This window comes from Variovorax sp. ZS18.2.2 (genome assembly GCF_024701975.1).
In the GTDB taxonomy this organism is placed as follows: Bacteria; Pseudomonadota; Gammaproteobacteria; order Burkholderiales; family Burkholderiaceae_C; genus Variovorax.
The window spans coordinates 85,761-100,983 of the sequence record NZ_JANLNM010000012.1 but is presented as its reverse complement, the minus strand read 5'-3'; the positions used below and the strand labels follow the sequence as shown (position 1 = coordinate 100,983).

Below are 15,223 nucleotides of genomic sequence, written 5' to 3'. Positions count from 1 at the left end.
AAGCTGCTTTCAGATCGCAGCCAGGCTACAGGAGCCTAAAGAGCTTGAACGAGCAGGCCACGAGCGCAAGCACAGTGATTGCCCACGGGAAGATCAACAAAGTGCTGCTTCTCGAATAAACGATCAGCCAGCATAGCTGCGCGACTCGCACCAAGAATCTCTGACTCTTCGTGAGAAAGAAGTTGTGCTCCTGAACGCCCGAGACGCCTTCGCTCCCGTTATCTGACCAGAATTCGAGCTGCACTCGGACGCTCCAAGTCCCATCTTTGCTATCGACCCACTGGCCAGCACCGTCCTTGTATCCTGAATGGACTTCGACTACCTGAACGTGCTTTATGACGACAGGGGGCGCAACCTTTTGCGTGGTTGATCGGATGTTCGCTGTATTTTCCCACTCTCGAAGAAATGCCCCGAACAGTGGAGTGGCGGTCCTCAACCGTTTGAACCACCACACTTCTACGCACAACCACAATTTCACGAATCTGGTTTCGATGACGCCACGGTTGAAGGTCAGTTCTTTCTGGCCCTCTTCGTGATCTTTCGAAAATCTGAAGCGCAGTGCGAGATAGACGAGTGCGGCAGTGATCGCGATCCAGACGCGAACCGGTGAAATCGAAACAGTGGGGTCCACCTCTCCGAAGATGCGCTTGAGCAGTGCCCCTTCCGGAATCTGAAGCCACGCGAAGAGCAGCACCAAGCTGCCGGCCAACATCAAGTTGCGCCGAATTTTCGAATCCTCGTCATCCATCGATCTCACCTCCAGTTTGTGCTGGATTCTCTGCGATGGAAATTTAGTGCTGCTCGTGCAGCAAGCGATCTGTCTCAGCGTTGATGCGATAGCCAGCTCGACAAAGTTCCGAGTTAAATGGGACAGAGACCGAGAAATTCCGGCTTAGATGAGACGGGGATTCAGTGTTCGATGAGTCAGGATGCGCCAAGTCATTGATTTTCAAAGAGCTCGAGTTTCGAGTTAGATGGACATCGACAGCTGGCGGGTGGTCGCTTACAACTGGTCCGTGGGCACGAACCACGAGAAAAGCAGCAGCTGCAGCCGGGTCAGCATGCTCGAATCGGGCTCGCTGTCGAGCACCTCGTTGTTGACATCGCCGGTGCCGATCCACTCCACGTTCTGGCCGTCGGGCTTGAGCACCACGCGGTAGACGCCTTCGATGTCGTCGAGCTGGTAGGCGAAGAGCAGCGCCTGCGTCAGGTCGAAGCTGCGCACGCGCACGCCGAACTCTGTGTTGAGGCGGGCGGAGCGCGGGTCGAGGTTCATGGAGCCCAGCAGCACCCATTGGCGGTCGACCAGCGCAAGCTTGGCGTGCAGGCGGCCGCGCGCCTTCTTGAGCAGGTCGCGGAACTGGCCGCTGCGCTTGAGCTGCTGCGTGCTGACCTCGTACAGGTTCACGCCCAGCTTGAGCATGTCGACGCGGTAGCGGTTGTAGTTGATGTTGACCAGCGGCTCGTCGCTGTCGGCGAGCGAGTTGGTGATGACGGTGATGTTGATCCCGTGCTCGCGTCCCATGCGGATGCGCGCCATGCCCTCGTCGCCCGGGATGAAATAGGGCGAGATCACCACCACGTTCGACTGCGCGGTGGCCAGCATTTCATGGAAGCGCTGCGCCAGCGATTCGGTCGGATGCGCCATGACGCCCAGGGCCTTGTTGGGGCTGTCGGCGGTGGCATGCGCTTCGGCGCGCATCCACTTCGCCTCGTCGATGTTCGCGAGCTGCGCGGCCAGTGGCGGGTCGCCCAGCAGGTCGGTGGCGGGCAGCGGGTCAGGGGGCGGGGCGTACAGGGGGGCGGTGTCGGCGTCGAAGGCGGACTTCAGCTCGTCGGCGGTGCGGCTGGTGCCGGCGACCCGCTGGAGCGGGTAGACCACGTCGCTGTTCCAGTAGGTGTCGAAGATGGCGGCCGACTCCGGAACCACCGGGCCGGCCATGAGCACTTCGAAGTCGATGAAGTTCGCGCTCTCGCTGCGCAGGAAATACTCGTCGGCCAGGTTGCGGCCACCGGCGATGGCCATGGCGCCGTCGGCCACGAACAGCTTGTTGTGCATGCGATGGTTGAGCCGCCGGAAATCGCCGAAGAACTCCAGCCACCGCCCCGACGAGTGGTCGCGCATGTTCACGAACGGATTGAAGAGCCGCACTTCGGCGTTGGGCTCCGCGGCCAGGCCCAGCAGCAGGCGGTCCATGCCCGCCGTGTAGAAATCGTCGAGCAGCAGGCGCACGCGCACACCGCGGCGTGCGGCGTCGCGCAATTCCCGCAGCAGGAGCCGGCCGGTCTTGTCGTTGCCGAGCTGGTAGGTCTGCACATCGAGCGAGGACTGGGCGCGCCGCATCAGCTCCAGCCGTGCATCGAGTGCGTAGGAAGCCTCGATCAGCGGCCGCAGGCTGGAGAGGCCGTCGGGCGGCGTGTTCAGGCTGATGGCGGCGCGGCCGAGCGCGGTGGTGGGGGAGACTGCGATGGCCTGGGTCGGCGGCTCGGGCGTGCGCGGCGGGAGTCCGGCGCAGCCCGTCAGTACAAGGGCGATCAGCAGCAGGACCGGTGCGCGCAACGCGGTAATCAGAGTGGCAATGAGCTTGTGCATGAGGCCTGCCGGCACGGAGAAACGTGCCCGCGGCATCGTAGCCGCTTCGTTCGGCGCCGAAGGTGCAAATGCGCAACGCAACTCCCTGGGGCACGCTTGGGGATTGGCCAAATTGAGATTTTTTACCTACTAAAATGAGAATTATTCTTAATTGACATTTGGAGTGGAGCAGGAATGAAGAGGACGTTGGTGCGGCGCAGAGCCGCTTCGGTGCTGGTGGGATGCATGGCCGTTTACACGCAGCATCAGGTGTTGGCCCAGACGGCCGCCCAGGGTTCGCTGCCGGAAGTGCGGGTCGATGCGAATGCGGAAACCGAAACCGCGACCACGCCGGTGATCGGCTATCGCGCGAAAAATGCCGTCACCGCCACCAAGACCGACACGCCGCTGTCGGAAACACCGCAGTCCGTGACCGTCGTGACGCGCGACCAGATCGTCGACCAGGGTGCGACCAACCTGCAGGACGCGCTCAACTATGCCGCCGGCGTGCGTTCCGACGCCTACGGCCTCGATTCGCGGACCGACTCTGTGCGCGTGCGCGGCGCCTCGCCGGACATCTACCTCGACGGCCTGCGCCAGGCCTACGGCTACTACACCAGCACCACCCGCACCGAGCCCTACACGCTGGAGCGGCTCGAAGTGCTGCGCGGCCCCTCGGGCATGCTGTTCGGCGCGGGCACGGCCGCGGGCGTGGTCAACATGGTCAGCAAGCGGCCGCTGCAGGAGGCCCAGCGCGAAGTGGGCGTGCAGTTCGGCAGCTTCGGCCGCAAGCAGATCCAGGCCGACCTGACCGGCCCGCTCAATGCCGACGGCTCCCTGTCGTACCGGCTGATCGCCGTGCAGCGCAAGTCGGACACGCAGGTCGACTACGTGCCCGACGATCGCAGCCTGATCGCCCCCTCGCTCACCTGGCGGCCCAACGCGGCAACCTCGCTCACGCTGCAGGGCCTGTGGCAAAAGGACAAGAGCGGCAGCAGCTCGCAGTTCCTGCCGTGGGAGGGCACGTTGCTGCCGAACCCCAATGGGCGCCTGCCGGCGAGCCGCTACATCGGCGAGCCGGGCGACTTCTACAACAGCGAGCGCAAGACCTTCGGCTGGCTGTTCGAGCACAAGTTCAACGACAACTGGACCGTGCGGCAGAACTTCCGCTACGCGCAGAACGAAAACGCCAACCAGTACCACTATGGCGCCGCGTTCAGCGGGTTCGACAGCTGGTCCAGCGATCCGATCTTCAAGCGCGTGCTCGGCCGCTACTTCGACAACCAGCTGACCCTCAACCGCACCCAGACGCTGGACAACCACGTCGAGGGCCATTTCCAGACCGGCGCCCTCAAGCACACGCTGCTGGTGGGCGCGGATTTCGCGCGCCAGCGCGAGAACGTCTGGAGCGGCACCAATGTCGACACCATCGACGTCTACGCACCGGTCTATGGTCACCGCGACGTGCCTGATGCCACCGCGCTGCCGCGCACGCGCCAGCGCCAGACGGGCATCTACCTGCAGGACCAGATCAAGCTGGACAACTGGATCTTCGTGGCGGGCCTGCGCCACGACCGGGCCTCCTCCAGCGCCGTCGGCAGCGACGAGCAAAAGAGCAGCGCCACCACCAAGCGCCTGGGCGTGATGTACGCGTCGCCTTCGGGCTGGTCGCCGTATGTGAGCTACAGCGAGTCGTTCACGCCGCAGTCGCCCCGCGAGGGCCAGATCTTCATGCCGCTGCGCGGCGAGCAGTGGGAAGTGGGCGTCAAGTACGAGCCCAAGGGCCGCGCTCTGGCCTTCAGCGCCGCGGTGTATGACCTGCGCGAGAAGAACCAGATCGTCGAACCGCAGCCCGGGACGTTCTCGCAGCGCGGCCTCACCAAGACCAAGGGCGTGGAGCTCGAAGCCAAGGGCTCGATCGGTTCCAACCTCGACCTGATCGCCCACTACAACTACACCGATGCCGACGTGCAGATCGAGGGCCTGCCCAAGCACCAGGCCAGCGTCTGGGCGAAGTACAGGTTCGCCATCGGCGGCGTGAGCGGTTTCTCGGCTGGCGCCGGCGTGCGGGCGATGAGCTCGTTCCGCGACCTCCAGTTCGGCACCGGTCCCCGCATTCCGGGCATTGTGCTGGCCGACCTGGTGTTCGCCTACGACACCGCGAGCTGGCGCTATGCGCTCAACATCAACAACGTGACGGACAAGAAGTACTTCAGCACCTGTCTGTCGCGCGGTGACTGCTGGTACGGTTCGCGCCGCAACATCGTCGCGAGCGCCACCTACCGCTTCTAAACTCCGCCTTCAACCGACACAGCCAAGACAACATGAACAGCCGAAAGATCAAGACCTGGGCCTGGGTGCACAAGTGGAGCAGCCTCGTGTGCACGGTGTTCATGCTGCTCCTGTGCATCACCGGGCTGCCGCTGATCTTCCATCACGAGATCGGGCACCTGCTGGGCACCGAGGTCGAGGCGCCGAAGATGCCGGCCGGCACGCCGCGCATCAGCCTGGACAAGGTGCTCGACATCGCCAAGGCGAAGCACCCCGACCGCGTGGTGCAGTTCGCCTCGCAGCCCGAGGACGACGACGGCCTGTGGTTCGTCACGCTCACGCCCACGCCGGCGCCCACCGACGACTTCAAATCCGTCGCGGTCGATGCGCGCACCGGCGTCGTGCTGGCCCAGCCCAAGTTCGACGAAGGCTTCATGTATGTGATGTTCAAGCTGCACGTCGATCTGTTTGCGGGGCTTCCCGGCAAGCTGTTCCTCGGCTTCATGGGCCTCCTGCTGCTGGTGGCGATCGTCTCGGGCGTGGTGCTCTATTCGCCATTCATGCGCAAGCTCGACTTCGGCACCGTGCGGCGTGAGAAGCGCCCGCGCCTGAAGTGGCTCGACCTGCACAACCTGCTGGGCGTCGTCACGCTGGTGTGGCTGTTCGTGGTGGGCTCCACCGGCATGATCAACACGTGGGCCGACCTGGTCATCAAGTACTGGCAGTACGACCAGCTCAGCACCTTGCTCGCGCCCTACAAGGACCAGCCGACGGTGGCGGTGGCCGAACGCGGCTCGGTGCAGCGCTCGATGGACGAGGCCCTGCAGCGCACGCCCGGCATGAAGCTGTCGTTCATCGCGTTCCCCGGCACCGCGTTCTCGAGCCCGCACCACAACACCTTCTTCATGCGCGGCAACGAGCCCTTCACCTCGAAGCTGCTGCAGCCGGTGCTGGTCGACGCCAAGACCGCGGAGGTGACGGCGGTGCCGAAGATGCCGTGGTACCTCACGGCGCTGCTCGTGTCGCAGCCGCTGCACTTCGGCGACTACGGCGGCATGCCGATGCAGATCATCTGGGCGCTGCTCGACATCGCGACCATCATCGTGCTGGGCAGCGGGCTCTACCTGTGGCTCAAGCGCGGCAACACCGTGCCGGCCGCGCCCAAGACGCCGGCCGTGGCAGCGGCGGGGCATGCCGCGTCGCCGGTCTCGGGCCCGCAGCCCGACCCGGCACCGGCCATGAAGGTGCAGGCATGACGACGCACCACAAGACGCAGCACCAGTCCTTCTGGCGCATGTGGGGCTGGCCGATCGTGCTGGGCGTGTTGACGACCATCGGACTGATTTCCGCGCTGTTCAGCGACGGTGGGTTCGGCGACATGCTGGCCTGGGCGGCGTTGGGTATTCCGGTCGCGGTGTGCGCCTGGTACGGCTGGCGCCGGTCGCCCAAAAGCTAGCCGCAGCACCGGCAAGTGCCGCCGATTTCCGGCGGACAGATCAGACAACGCTGCCAACGGCCCGCGCATTCCGCGGGCCGTTGGTCTTTTATGCGTACCTTTGCCCGCGGTCAGTTGATGGTCAGTGTTTGATGTCATGGGTTTGCCGTCGAGAGGTCATACAACCTCCGCATGATCCGGCCCGCGCTGGCCACCCGTGAAGGAATGGCGAGCGCCTCGCCCTTTCTTTCGCGGATCTTTTCTCCATGACCCTTTTCTCATCTCGCACGTCGCGTGCGCCTGCGGCGATCGTCGCCGCGGCCGTTCTTTCACTGCTCTCGGCCTGCGGCGGAAGCAACAACGACTCCAGCGGCTTCTTCTTTCCACCTGCTGCGCCCGCACCCGCCGCGCCGCCGGCCGCCCCACCGCCTGCAGCGGAAGCCGGCGCGCAGGTGCAGGTCGCCTTCATGCCGGACATCCACTTCCACGATGTCTACGCCAACTTCAAGGACGGCTCGTTCCCGGGCGTCTTCAATCCGAAGTCCGGCCGCAACGCGACCATCCGCCTGATGCACGCGCAGATGACCTCCACGCGCCTGTTCAACGAAAACTACTTCGCGTTCATGGCGGCGCTGGACGACGCCGTGGCACGCGGCGTGAAGCTCATCGCGCTGCCGGGCGACTTCTCGGACGACGGTCAGCCCGTGCACATGCGCGGCCTGACGAAGATCCTCGACGAATACGCCGCCAAGCACGGCATCCAGTTCTTTGCCGCACCGGGCAACCACGACCCGAACCGGCCCATCGAGCGTCCGGGCGGCAAGGGCGACTACCTGGGCCTGGACCCCAACTCCGGCCGCGCCGGCTTCCCGCAGCCCATCTTCAGCCGCGGCGGCAACGGCGACTGTGCGCCCGCCAATTACAGCGGCGAATGGGGCAAGGTCAACTTCTCGTACTGCACCGAGGAGGTCAAGGAGATGGGCTACGCGGGCATCACCCAGGTCCTCGACCAGCACGGCTTCATGCCCAAGGCCGGGTTCCGCTACTTCGAGACGCCCTACAGCACCTACACCTACCAGAACTACACCGTGGCACAGGCCAAGGAGCAGGCGGTCTGGAGCAAGCGCGAGTTCGAGATCTGCGCGCAGGGCGCGGGCGGCGTCTACAAGAAAGACGGCTACACCTTCTGCCGCAACGTGCCGGACACCAGCTACCTCGTGGAGCCGGTGGAGGGCCTCTGGCTAGTGGGCATCGACGCCAATGTCTACATACCGACCGGCGCGGGCGTGAACGACTTCAACGGCTCCGGCGACGCGGGCTACAACAAGATGCTGACCCACAAGCCGCACGTGATCGCGTGGCTCAAGGACGTGGTCGCGCGCGGCAAGAAGCAGGGCAAGCAGGTGGTGGCCTTCAGCCATTTCCCGATGAGCGAGTTCTTCAACGGCGCTTCCGACGACATCATCGCGCTGCTCGGCGCGGGCAAGATGCAGATGGTGCGCCGCCCGACCGAGGACGTGACCAAGGCGCTGGCCGACACCGGCCTGCAGGTGCACGTGGGCGGCCACATGCACTTCAACGACACGGCCATCCGCACCTACGACGATGGCCATGGGCTGGTGAACATCCAGGCGCCCTCGATGGCCGCCTACGTGCCGGCCTACAAGCTGCTGACCTTCAAGGACGCCACCCACATCGACGTGCAGACCGTGCGGCTGGACGACGTGCCGCGCTTCGACGAGCTGTTCGATCTGTACCGCGAGGAGCACCGCTACTTCAGCGACTTCGGCTTCATGCTGCCGGGCGGCAGCAACGGCGTGTTGTGGGACAAGAGCGTGCTCGACGCGAAGACCTACGGCGACTTCAGCACGCGCTACATGTCGGAGCTGGTGCGCCTGCGCCTCCTGAACGACGACTGGCGCTGCGAGATGCGCGAGCTGGTGAAGAGCCCGCTCTACGGCTCCGACCTGCTGGTGCTGTCGCAACTGCAGACCAAGGTCACGCTCAAGCAACTGGGCAACACCGGCAACCACGGCCTGCTGAGCAACGCGTTCTTCGCCTGCCTGTCGGACGCGGGCGGCGACGGCAGCGCGAGCGCCGACTATGCCAAGGACTACGCCGCCGCCGAACTCAAGGCCCGCGCGCTGGCCAACGCCAACGGCATGCGCCTGGAAGACTTCAACCAGTGGAAGGCGATCGACCTTGCCGGCGACTTCGTGCGCCTGGCCAATGCCGGCGACCTCGCGTTCGCCGACATCCCTGCCGACCGTGCCAAGCAGTACAAGCTGATCGCGCAGGCGCTGGGGGGCACCAACGCCGCGCTCAAGCTGAACGGACAGCAGGTCACCAACGACAACGTCGTGAACGCGGTGTTCCAGGCGCGCTTCAAGCCGCTCATGGAGATCCTGCTGAAGCTCGCGAAGGGTGCGCCAACGCAGCACTTCGTGATCGATCTCCAGACCAACAAGCTGACCGACATGACCACGGCGCCCACGCCGTTCTGAGACGCACGACATGACCGATCAAGCAAACAAGAAACCGTCCGGCCACCTGAAGCGCCGCGGCGTCCTGCTCGGCGCGGGCAGCGCCATCCTGGCCGGATGCGGTGGCGGAGGAAGCGGCGGCGGGCTGCCGTTCCTGCCCGTGCCTGCCCCGGCACCCGCGCCGGCTCCCGCACCAGCCCCCGCGCCGGGGCCCGAACCCGAAGTCAGCGCCCCCACGCTCACAGGCCGCGCCGTGCTCGCCGCCGACAGTTACGTGGCCGGCCCCACGTCGGGCCAGTTCATCTCCGGCGGCGACCTCACGCGCGCCAAGGATGTCTACGGCTACGCGCTGCCGTTCCAGAACAAGCAGCCCATGCAGGGCTTCTCGGCGATGGTGCCGAGCCCGATGGCGGGCGTCTTCTACGTGATGCAGGACAACGGCTTCGGCGGCCGTGCCGCATCGCCGGACGCCTTGCTGCATGTCTATGCCGTCAAGTTCGACTGGGCGCAAGGCAAGCTGATCCCCGTCAACTTCCAGACCGGTGCGGCGCTCGCCGAATTCACCGCCGAGAGCTACGTGCGCTTGAGCGACCCGAACCGCAACCTCGGCTACGGCATCGTCGCGGACATGGCCAACTACCCCGGCACCTCGGTGTCGCCAGCCGGCCAGACGATCCCGGTGGACCCGGTCATCACCGCGGGCCGCCTGCTCACCGGCTACGACATCGACCCCGAGTCGCTGCAGGTCGATGCACAGGGCAACCTCTGGATCGGTGACGAGTTCGGCCCCTTCATCCTGAAGTTCGACAACAAGGGGCGCCTCTTGTCGCGCGAGGTGCAGATGCCCAACCTCGTGAAGCTCGGCGCCAATCCGCTGGTGCAGACCTCGAACAACCCGTACATCCAGTCGAACACTTCGGTGGCCAACCTGGGCGGCTCGGGCGGCCTGGAGAGCATGGCACTCAACACCAGCCGCACCAAGCTGTATGCGATGTTCGAGAAGGAGCTGAGCGGCGACAACGCACAGCGCCGCCTCATCAGCGTGTACGACATCGCCTCGCAGAACTTCGAGCCGAAGACCTTCGCCTACCGCGTAAGCACCGGCCAGCGCATCAACGGCGACGGCAACCTGGAGACCGAGGTCTACAGCGTGAACGACATGGCCGCCATCAACGACACAGAGTTCCTCGTGGTCGAGAAGGACAGCGGCGCGGGCGACGTGCGCACCGGCAAGTTCGCCGCCTCGGGCACGTCGCGCAATGCGGCGCGCTTCAAGCGCATCTTCAAGGTCGACATCACCCGGGCCGACAGCGACGGCTACCTGAAGAAGGAGGAGGTTGTCGACCTGATGAACCTGCTCGATCCGAAGGGGCTCGGCGGCGACGCGACGATCGAGGGCGTCTTCACCTTCCCGATGGAGTGCGTGGAGGTCGTGACCATCGTCGATGCGCAGACGCTGATGCTGGTCAACGACAACAACTACCCCGGCGGCTCGCCGTCGCGTGTGCCCACGAAGGTCGATGCCAACGAATTCATCCGCATCCGCCTGCCCAAGCCGCTGGCCGTGGCGTCGGTGAAAGCCTGACGCCGCCTGCGGCCGACGGGCCGCAGAATCGGCGGATGAAATTCGCGCCCGTTGCCGCCGCTGCCTGCCTGCTGATCAATGCCTCGCTGCCCGTGCGGGCGCAACAGACGCAGCAGGCCGAGGTGGTGGGGCAACTGCGCGAAGTCACGGTCTCCACGCCGCGCGGCCAGGTCGCGCCGTTCAACGTGCCCGGCTCGGTCGACCGGGTCGATGGCGAGGAGATGCGCGACAGTCGCCTGCAGGTGAACCTCTCCGAAAGCCTCGGCGCGGTGCCGGGGCTGCAGGTGCAGAACCGGTTGAACTACGCGCAGGACCTGCAGCTGTCGATCCGTGGCTTCGGCGCGCGCTCGACCTTCGGCGTGCGCGGGGTGCGGCTCTATGTCGATGGCATTCCGGCCACGCTGCCCGACGGGCAGGGGCAGACGTCGAACATCGACATCGGCTCCGTCGATCGCGTCGAGGTCTTGCGCGGACCGTTCTCCGCGCTCTACGGCAACTCGTCGGGCGGCGTGCTGCAGGCCTTCACCGCATCGGGGGAGGGCGCGCCGCGTCTTTCCTATTCCGCGGCTGGCGGCAGCTTCGGCACCTGGCGTCAGTCGATGCAGCTCAGCGGGTCGCAGGGCGCCGTCGACTACCTGCTGGGCGCGAGCCGCTTTCGCACCGACGGCTGGCGCGATCACAGCGCCGCGCGGCGCGACATCGCCAACGGCAAGCTGGGCATTGCGCTGGACAACGGTGACAAGCTCACGATCGTTCTGAACAGCGTGCGCATCGATGCGCAGGATCCGCTGGGCCTGACCGCCGATCAGTACGCGCTCGCGCCGCGCAACGCGCCGCTCGCGACGCAGTACGACACGCGCAAGACGGTCGAGCAGACGCAGCTCGGCCTTCTCTACGAACGGCGCATCGACGCGACGCAGGGGTTGCGCCTCATGGTCTACGGCGGCGAGCGCAAGACCACGCAGTACCAGTCGATCCCGCCCTCGGCGCAGCAGAGCCCGCAGCATGCGGGCGGCGTGATCGATCTCTCGCGACAGTACGGTGGCGTCGATGTGCGCTGGACTGCTGCGCTGCAACTCGCTGACCGGCCGCTCGACGTGGTGGCGGGCCTCGGCTACGACAGCCTGCGCGAACGCCGCCGCGGCTACGAGAACTACCTGGGCAGCGTCGCGAATCCGGTGCTGGGCGTGCAGGGGCGCCTGCGTCGCAGCGAGCGCAACGAGGTCTGGAATCTCGACCCTTACGCGCAGGCCACCTGGCGCTTCACCGACCGCTGGACGCTCGAGGCCGGCGTGCGCCGCAGCAGCGTGCACTTCGCATCGAACGACCGCTACATCGTGGGCGCGAACCGCGACGACAGCGGCACCGCGCGCTACAGCAAGACGCTGCCCGTGGCGTCACTGCGCTACCAGGCGACGCCGGACCTTGCGCTCTACGGCTCCATCGGCCGCGGGTTCGAGACGCCGACGCTCAACGAACTCTCGTACCGCTCGGGCGGCGCGAGCGGCCTCAACTTCGCGCTGCGGCCATCGGTGAACGACAGCGTGGAATTGGGTGCGAAGGCGCGGCTCGCCGGCGGGCTGCTGACGGCGGCGCTGTTCCAGACCCGCACGCGCGACGAGATCGTGACCGACACCAACGTCGGCGGCCGTGCCACCTTCCAGAACGCGGGGCGCACGCGGCGCAACGGCTTCGAGCTGGGCTGGCAGCACGAGACGTCGAACCACTGGCGCACGCAGCTGGCCTACACCTGGCTCGATGCGACGTACCGCGATGCCTTCTGTTCGCCGTCGCCCTGTGCGGCCGCCAACACCGTGGCGGGCGGCAACCGCATTCCGGGCATCGCGCGGCAGTCGCTGTTCGCGTCGCTGGGCTGGGTGCCGCCCGAGGGCTGGCGCGCCGGTGTCGAGATGCGCGCGCTCGGCCGCATCCAGGCGAACGACGTCAACACCGCGAGCGCGCCGGGCTATGCCGTCGCTGCGCTGTATGCGGGCTATCTGAAGAAATGGGAGCGTTGGGAGTTCAACGCCTTCGCGCGTGTCGACAACCTGTTCGACCGGCGTTACGTGGGCTCGGTCATCGTCAACGAGGGCAATGCGCGCTACTACGAGCCCGCGCCGGGTCGCAACTGGACCGTGGGCCTGAGCGGCGTCTACCGCTTCTGAAGAAACTCAGACGCCGCCGTCGGTCATGCGGTACCAGCCGATCACGGCCGACACGTAGAGGCGCCGCAGGCCATATAGCGGGAACGGCCGCATGTCCGACGGCTGCACCGGCAGGGCCTTCCTGTCGCCGGTGGCGATGTACTGCGCCAGCGCCTGCCCCATGCGCGTTTGCAGGCCGACGCCACGGCCCTGGCAGCCGATGTCGATCAGCAACCCGGGCGCGGGTTCGTGCAGATGCGGCAGGTAGTCGCGCGTGATCGCCACATGGCCGCACCAGCGGTATGCGATGGGCACGCCGGCCGTCTGCGGGAACAGCTTGGCGACCACGTGCTCGAGGTGCGACCAATCGCCGGGCTGGCCGGCATCGGGCTCGCGAAAGGTGCCGCGGCCGCCCATCAGCAAGCGGCCGGTGTGGTCCAGCCGGTAGTACAGCAGCAGGTTGCGCGCGTCGGACGAAACGTGGCCTTCGGGCAGGATGGTCTTGCGCACGGCCTCGGGCAGTGGCTCGGTCGCGACCTGGAACGAGTTCGCGTTGATGATGGTCTTGCGCAGCCCCGGCCACAGGTCGTCGGTGTAGCCGTTGGTGCACATCACCACGCGCTCGGCCGTCACGTGCACGCCGCGGCCGGTCGAGGCCTGCCACTTGCCGTTGGCCTGGGTGAGTTGCGTCACCGGCGTGTCGGTGTGAATGACCACGCCGGCCGCCTGCGCCGCGCGCGCCAGTTCGCGCGCATAGCTCAGCGGCTGCACGCCGCCGCCGCGCGGATCGAGCCAGCCACCGACGTATTTGTCGGTGCCCAGCAGGCGCGCGGTCTCGCCGCGGTCGAGCTGGCGGGCCGCGACGCCCTGCGCCTGCCAGTCGCGCGTGCGGCGTTCGGCGAGCTGCAAGGCGGCCTGCGTGTGGGCGCCCTGGATCCAGCCCTGCCGCGCGCGCGGCACGTTCATGCCGTGCTTGTCGATCAGCTCGAACACCGCATCGGCCGTGCCCTTGGCAAAGTCGACCAGGCGCTGGCCCTCTTCGGGGCCGAACATCCGCAGCAAGTCGCTCGGGTCGTGTTTGAGGCCGGGAATGACCTGGCCGCCGTTGCGGCCCGAACCGCCGAAGCCGATCTCTTTCGCTTCGAGTACGACCACGCGCACGCCGCGCTCGGCCAGGTGCAGGGCGGTGCTGAGGCCGCAGTAGCCGGCGCCGATGACGATCACGTCGGCCTGCGTGTCGGCATCCAGCGGTGTGGTCGGCGGTGCGGGCACCGCGGTGGCGGCCCAGAGCGACGGGGTGAGCGGAAAGAATTCCTGCGATGACTGGCTCGGCATGGAGGCCCTTCAGATCGGATGGAGCACGCGGCGCAGGAAGTCCTGCGTGCGCGGGTTCTGCGGGTTGTTGAGCAGCGCGGCGGCGGGGCCCTGTTCGACGATCACGCCGCCGTCGATGAAGATTACGCGGTCGGCCACCTCGCGCGCGAACTGCATCTCGTGCGTGACCACCACCATCGTCATGCCGGTGCCGGCGAGCTTGCGCATCACCTGCAGCACGTCGCCGACGAGTTCGGGGTCCAGCGCCGAGGTTGGCTCGTCGAACAGGATGGCCTTGGGCCGCATCGCCAGCGCGCGTGCAATGGCCACACGCTGTTGCTGCCCGCCGGAGAGCTCGGGCGGATGCGCCGCGGCCTTGTCGGCCAGGCCGACGCTCGCGAGCAGCTCCTTCGCATGCACGATGGCAGCGGAGCGGTCTTCGCCCTTCACGTAGACGGGTCCCTCGATCACGTTCTCCAGCACCGTGCGGTGCGGGAACAGGTTGAAGCGCTGGAACACCATCGCCACCTCGGCGCGGATCGCCTTGATCGATGCGTGCTGCCGGTCCACGCGCAGGCCGTCGATGTCGACGCTGCCGCCCGAGTAGCTCTCGAGCCCGTTGATGCAGCGCAGGATGGTGGACTTGCCCGAGCCCGAAGGCCCGACGATGCAGACCACCTCGCCCTGCACGATCGAAGCGTCGATGCCCTTGAGCACATGGTGGCTGCCGAAGGACTTCTGCAGGCCGCGGATCTCGATCATTTCTTGCCCCGCTTCTCGAAGTGGCGCACCAGCAGGATGAGCGGCACGCACATGATCAGGTAGAGCAGCGCCACCAGCGAGAACACGGTGGCGTTCTGGAAGGTCGAGGTGGCGATCAGCTTGCCCTGCAGCGCAAGCTCGGCCACGGTGATGGTCGAGGCCTGCGACGAGTCCTTGAGCATCATGATCATGATGTTGCCGTAGGAGGGCAGTGTGATCCTGAAGGCCTGCGGCAACACCACGCGCCGCATCGTGAGCCGCCAGCTCATGCCCATGGCCTGCGCGGCCTCCACCTGGCCGTGGTCCACAGCCTCGATGCCGGCGCGGAAGTTCTCCGACTGGTAGGCCGAGTAGGCGATGCCCAGGCCCAGGATGCCGGCTTGCAGCGCCGTCAGCGAGATGCCGAAGTCGGGCATTACGAAGTAGATGAAGAACAGCAGCACGATGATCGGAATGCCGCGCAGCAGGTTGATGACGCCAGCGCTGATCTTGGCGAGCAACGGGATGCCCGAGACCCGCATCGCGGCCCAGACCAGGCCGAGCAGCGTGGAGATCACCAGCGAGCCCAGCGTCACCAGCACCGTGAGCTTGGCGCCCTGGAGCAGGATCGGCAGGAACTCCCAGACGTTGTGCAGGAAGGTGCTCATGAGCGGGGCC

The 15,223-nt window shown here is 66.3% G+C and carries 11 protein-coding genes; 6 read left to right on the top strand and 5 right to left on the bottom strand.

The window, feature by feature from the left end:
* Positions 1–25: 25 nt before the first annotated feature.
* Positions 26–748 carry a hypothetical protein gene (locus NU688_RS31340; protein ID WP_257864774.1) on the bottom strand — a complete coding sequence of 241 codons (723 nt, stop codon included), beginning with the start codon at positions 746–748 and terminating at the stop codon, positions 26–28.
* Positions 749–1,003: 255 nt separating this feature from the next.
* Positions 1,004–2,593: a phospholipase D-like domain-containing protein gene (locus NU688_RS31335; RefSeq protein ID WP_257864773.1), complete on the bottom strand. Its 1,590-nt coding sequence runs from the start codon at positions 2,591–2,593 to the stop codon at positions 1,004–1,006.
* A gap of 174 nt (positions 2,594–2,767) precedes the next feature.
* Between NU688_RS31335 and NU688_RS31330 the strand changes: the two genes are divergently transcribed.
* The 6 genes from NU688_RS31330 to NU688_RS31305 all read left to right on the top strand — a co-directional run bounded on the left by NU688_RS31330 (position 2,768) and on the right by NU688_RS31305 (position 12,511).
* Positions 2,768–4,864, top strand: a complete 2,097-nt coding sequence (locus NU688_RS31330) for a TonB-dependent siderophore receptor (protein WP_257864772.1) — start codon at positions 2,768–2,770, stop codon at positions 4,862–4,864.
* A gap of 32 nt (positions 4,865–4,896) precedes the next feature.
* Complete coding sequence (locus NU688_RS31325) at positions 4,897–6,099, top strand: PepSY domain-containing protein (RefSeq protein ID WP_257864771.1); 1,203 nt, start codon at positions 4,897–4,899, stop codon at positions 6,097–6,099.
* Positions 6,096–6,299 carry a hypothetical protein gene (locus tag NU688_RS31320; protein ID WP_257864770.1) on the top strand — a complete coding sequence of 68 codons (204 nt, stop codon included), beginning with the start codon at positions 6,096–6,098 and terminating at the stop codon, positions 6,297–6,299. The genes NU688_RS31325 and NU688_RS31320 overlap by 4 nt, the downstream gene beginning before the upstream one ends.
* 245 nt (positions 6,300–6,544) lie before the next feature.
* Positions 6,545–8,782, top strand: a complete 2,238-nt coding sequence (locus NU688_RS31315) for a metallophosphoesterase (RefSeq protein WP_257864769.1) — start codon at positions 6,545–6,547, stop codon at positions 8,780–8,782.
* A 10-nt stretch (positions 8,783–8,792) separates the two neighbouring features.
* A complete protein-coding gene (locus NU688_RS31310; RefSeq protein WP_257864768.1) occupies positions 8,793–10,346 on the top strand; it encodes an esterase-like activity of phytase family protein in 1,554 nt (517 codons plus the stop codon).
* A 35-nt stretch (positions 10,347–10,381) separates the two neighbouring features.
* Entirely contained in the window at positions 10,382–12,511 is a 2,130-nt protein-coding gene (locus tag NU688_RS31305) for a TonB-dependent receptor (RefSeq protein WP_257864767.1), read from the top strand.
* A 6-nt stretch (positions 12,512–12,517) separates the two neighbouring features.
* Here NU688_RS31305 and NU688_RS31300 read toward each other — a convergent pair whose 3' ends face one another.
* From NU688_RS31300 to NU688_RS31290, 3 genes are read right to left on the bottom strand one after another with little or no spacing between them, the layout of a single operon-like run.
* Positions 12,518–13,825: an FAD-binding oxidoreductase gene (locus NU688_RS31300; protein WP_257864766.1), complete on the bottom strand. Its 1,308-nt coding sequence runs from the start codon at positions 13,823–13,825 to the stop codon at positions 12,518–12,520.
* 9 nt (positions 13,826–13,834) lie between these two features.
* A complete protein-coding gene (locus NU688_RS31295; RefSeq protein WP_257864765.1) occupies positions 13,835–14,566 on the bottom strand; it encodes an amino acid ABC transporter ATP-binding protein in 732 nt (243 codons plus the stop codon).
* Positions 14,563–15,213 (bottom strand): amino acid ABC transporter permease, encoded by a 651-nt coding sequence (locus tag NU688_RS31290; RefSeq protein WP_021005842.1) that lies wholly within the window; start codon positions 15,211–15,213, stop codon positions 14,563–14,565. Before NU688_RS31290 ends, NU688_RS31295 begins: the two co-directional genes overlap by 4 nt.
* Positions 15,214–15,223 lie beyond the last annotated feature (10 nt).

What these genes read in the sequence shown, in the direction of transcription:
- NU688_RS31340 (WP_257864774.1), bottom strand. Translation starts at nt 748, where the DNA reads ATGGATGACGAGGATTCGAAAATTCGGCGCAACTTGATGTTGGCCGGC.
- NU688_RS31335 (WP_257864773.1), bottom strand. Translation starts at nt 2,593, where the DNA reads ATGCACAAGCTCATTGCCACTCTGATTACCGCGTTGCGCGCACCGGTC.
- NU688_RS31330 (WP_257864772.1), top strand. Translation starts at nt 2,768, where the DNA reads ATGAAGAGGACGTTGGTGCGGCGCAGAGCCGCTTCGGTGCTGGTGGGA.
- NU688_RS31325 (WP_257864771.1), top strand. Translation starts at nt 4,897, where the DNA reads ATGAACAGCCGAAAGATCAAGACCTGGGCCTGGGTGCACAAGTGGAGC.
- NU688_RS31320 (WP_257864770.1), top strand. Translation starts at nt 6,096, where the DNA reads ATGACGACGCACCACAAGACGCAGCACCAGTCCTTCTGGCGCATGTGG.
- NU688_RS31315 (WP_257864769.1), top strand. Translation starts at nt 6,545, where the DNA reads ATGACCCTTTTCTCATCTCGCACGTCGCGTGCGCCTGCGGCGATCGTC.
- NU688_RS31310 (WP_257864768.1), top strand. Translation starts at nt 8,793, where the DNA reads ATGACCGATCAAGCAAACAAGAAACCGTCCGGCCACCTGAAGCGCCGC.
- NU688_RS31305 (WP_257864767.1), top strand. Translation starts at nt 10,382, where the DNA reads ATGAAATTCGCGCCCGTTGCCGCCGCTGCCTGCCTGCTGATCAATGCC.
- NU688_RS31300 (WP_257864766.1), bottom strand. Translation starts at nt 13,825, where the DNA reads ATGCCGAGCCAGTCATCGCAGGAATTCTTTCCGCTCACCCCGTCGCTC.
- NU688_RS31295 (WP_257864765.1), bottom strand. Translation starts at nt 14,566, where the DNA reads ATGATCGAGATCCGCGGCCTGCAGAAGTCCTTCGGCAGCCACCATGTG.
- NU688_RS31290 (WP_021005842.1), bottom strand. Translation starts at nt 15,213, where the DNA reads ATGAGCACCTTCCTGCACAACGTCTGGGAGTTCCTGCCGATCCTGCTC.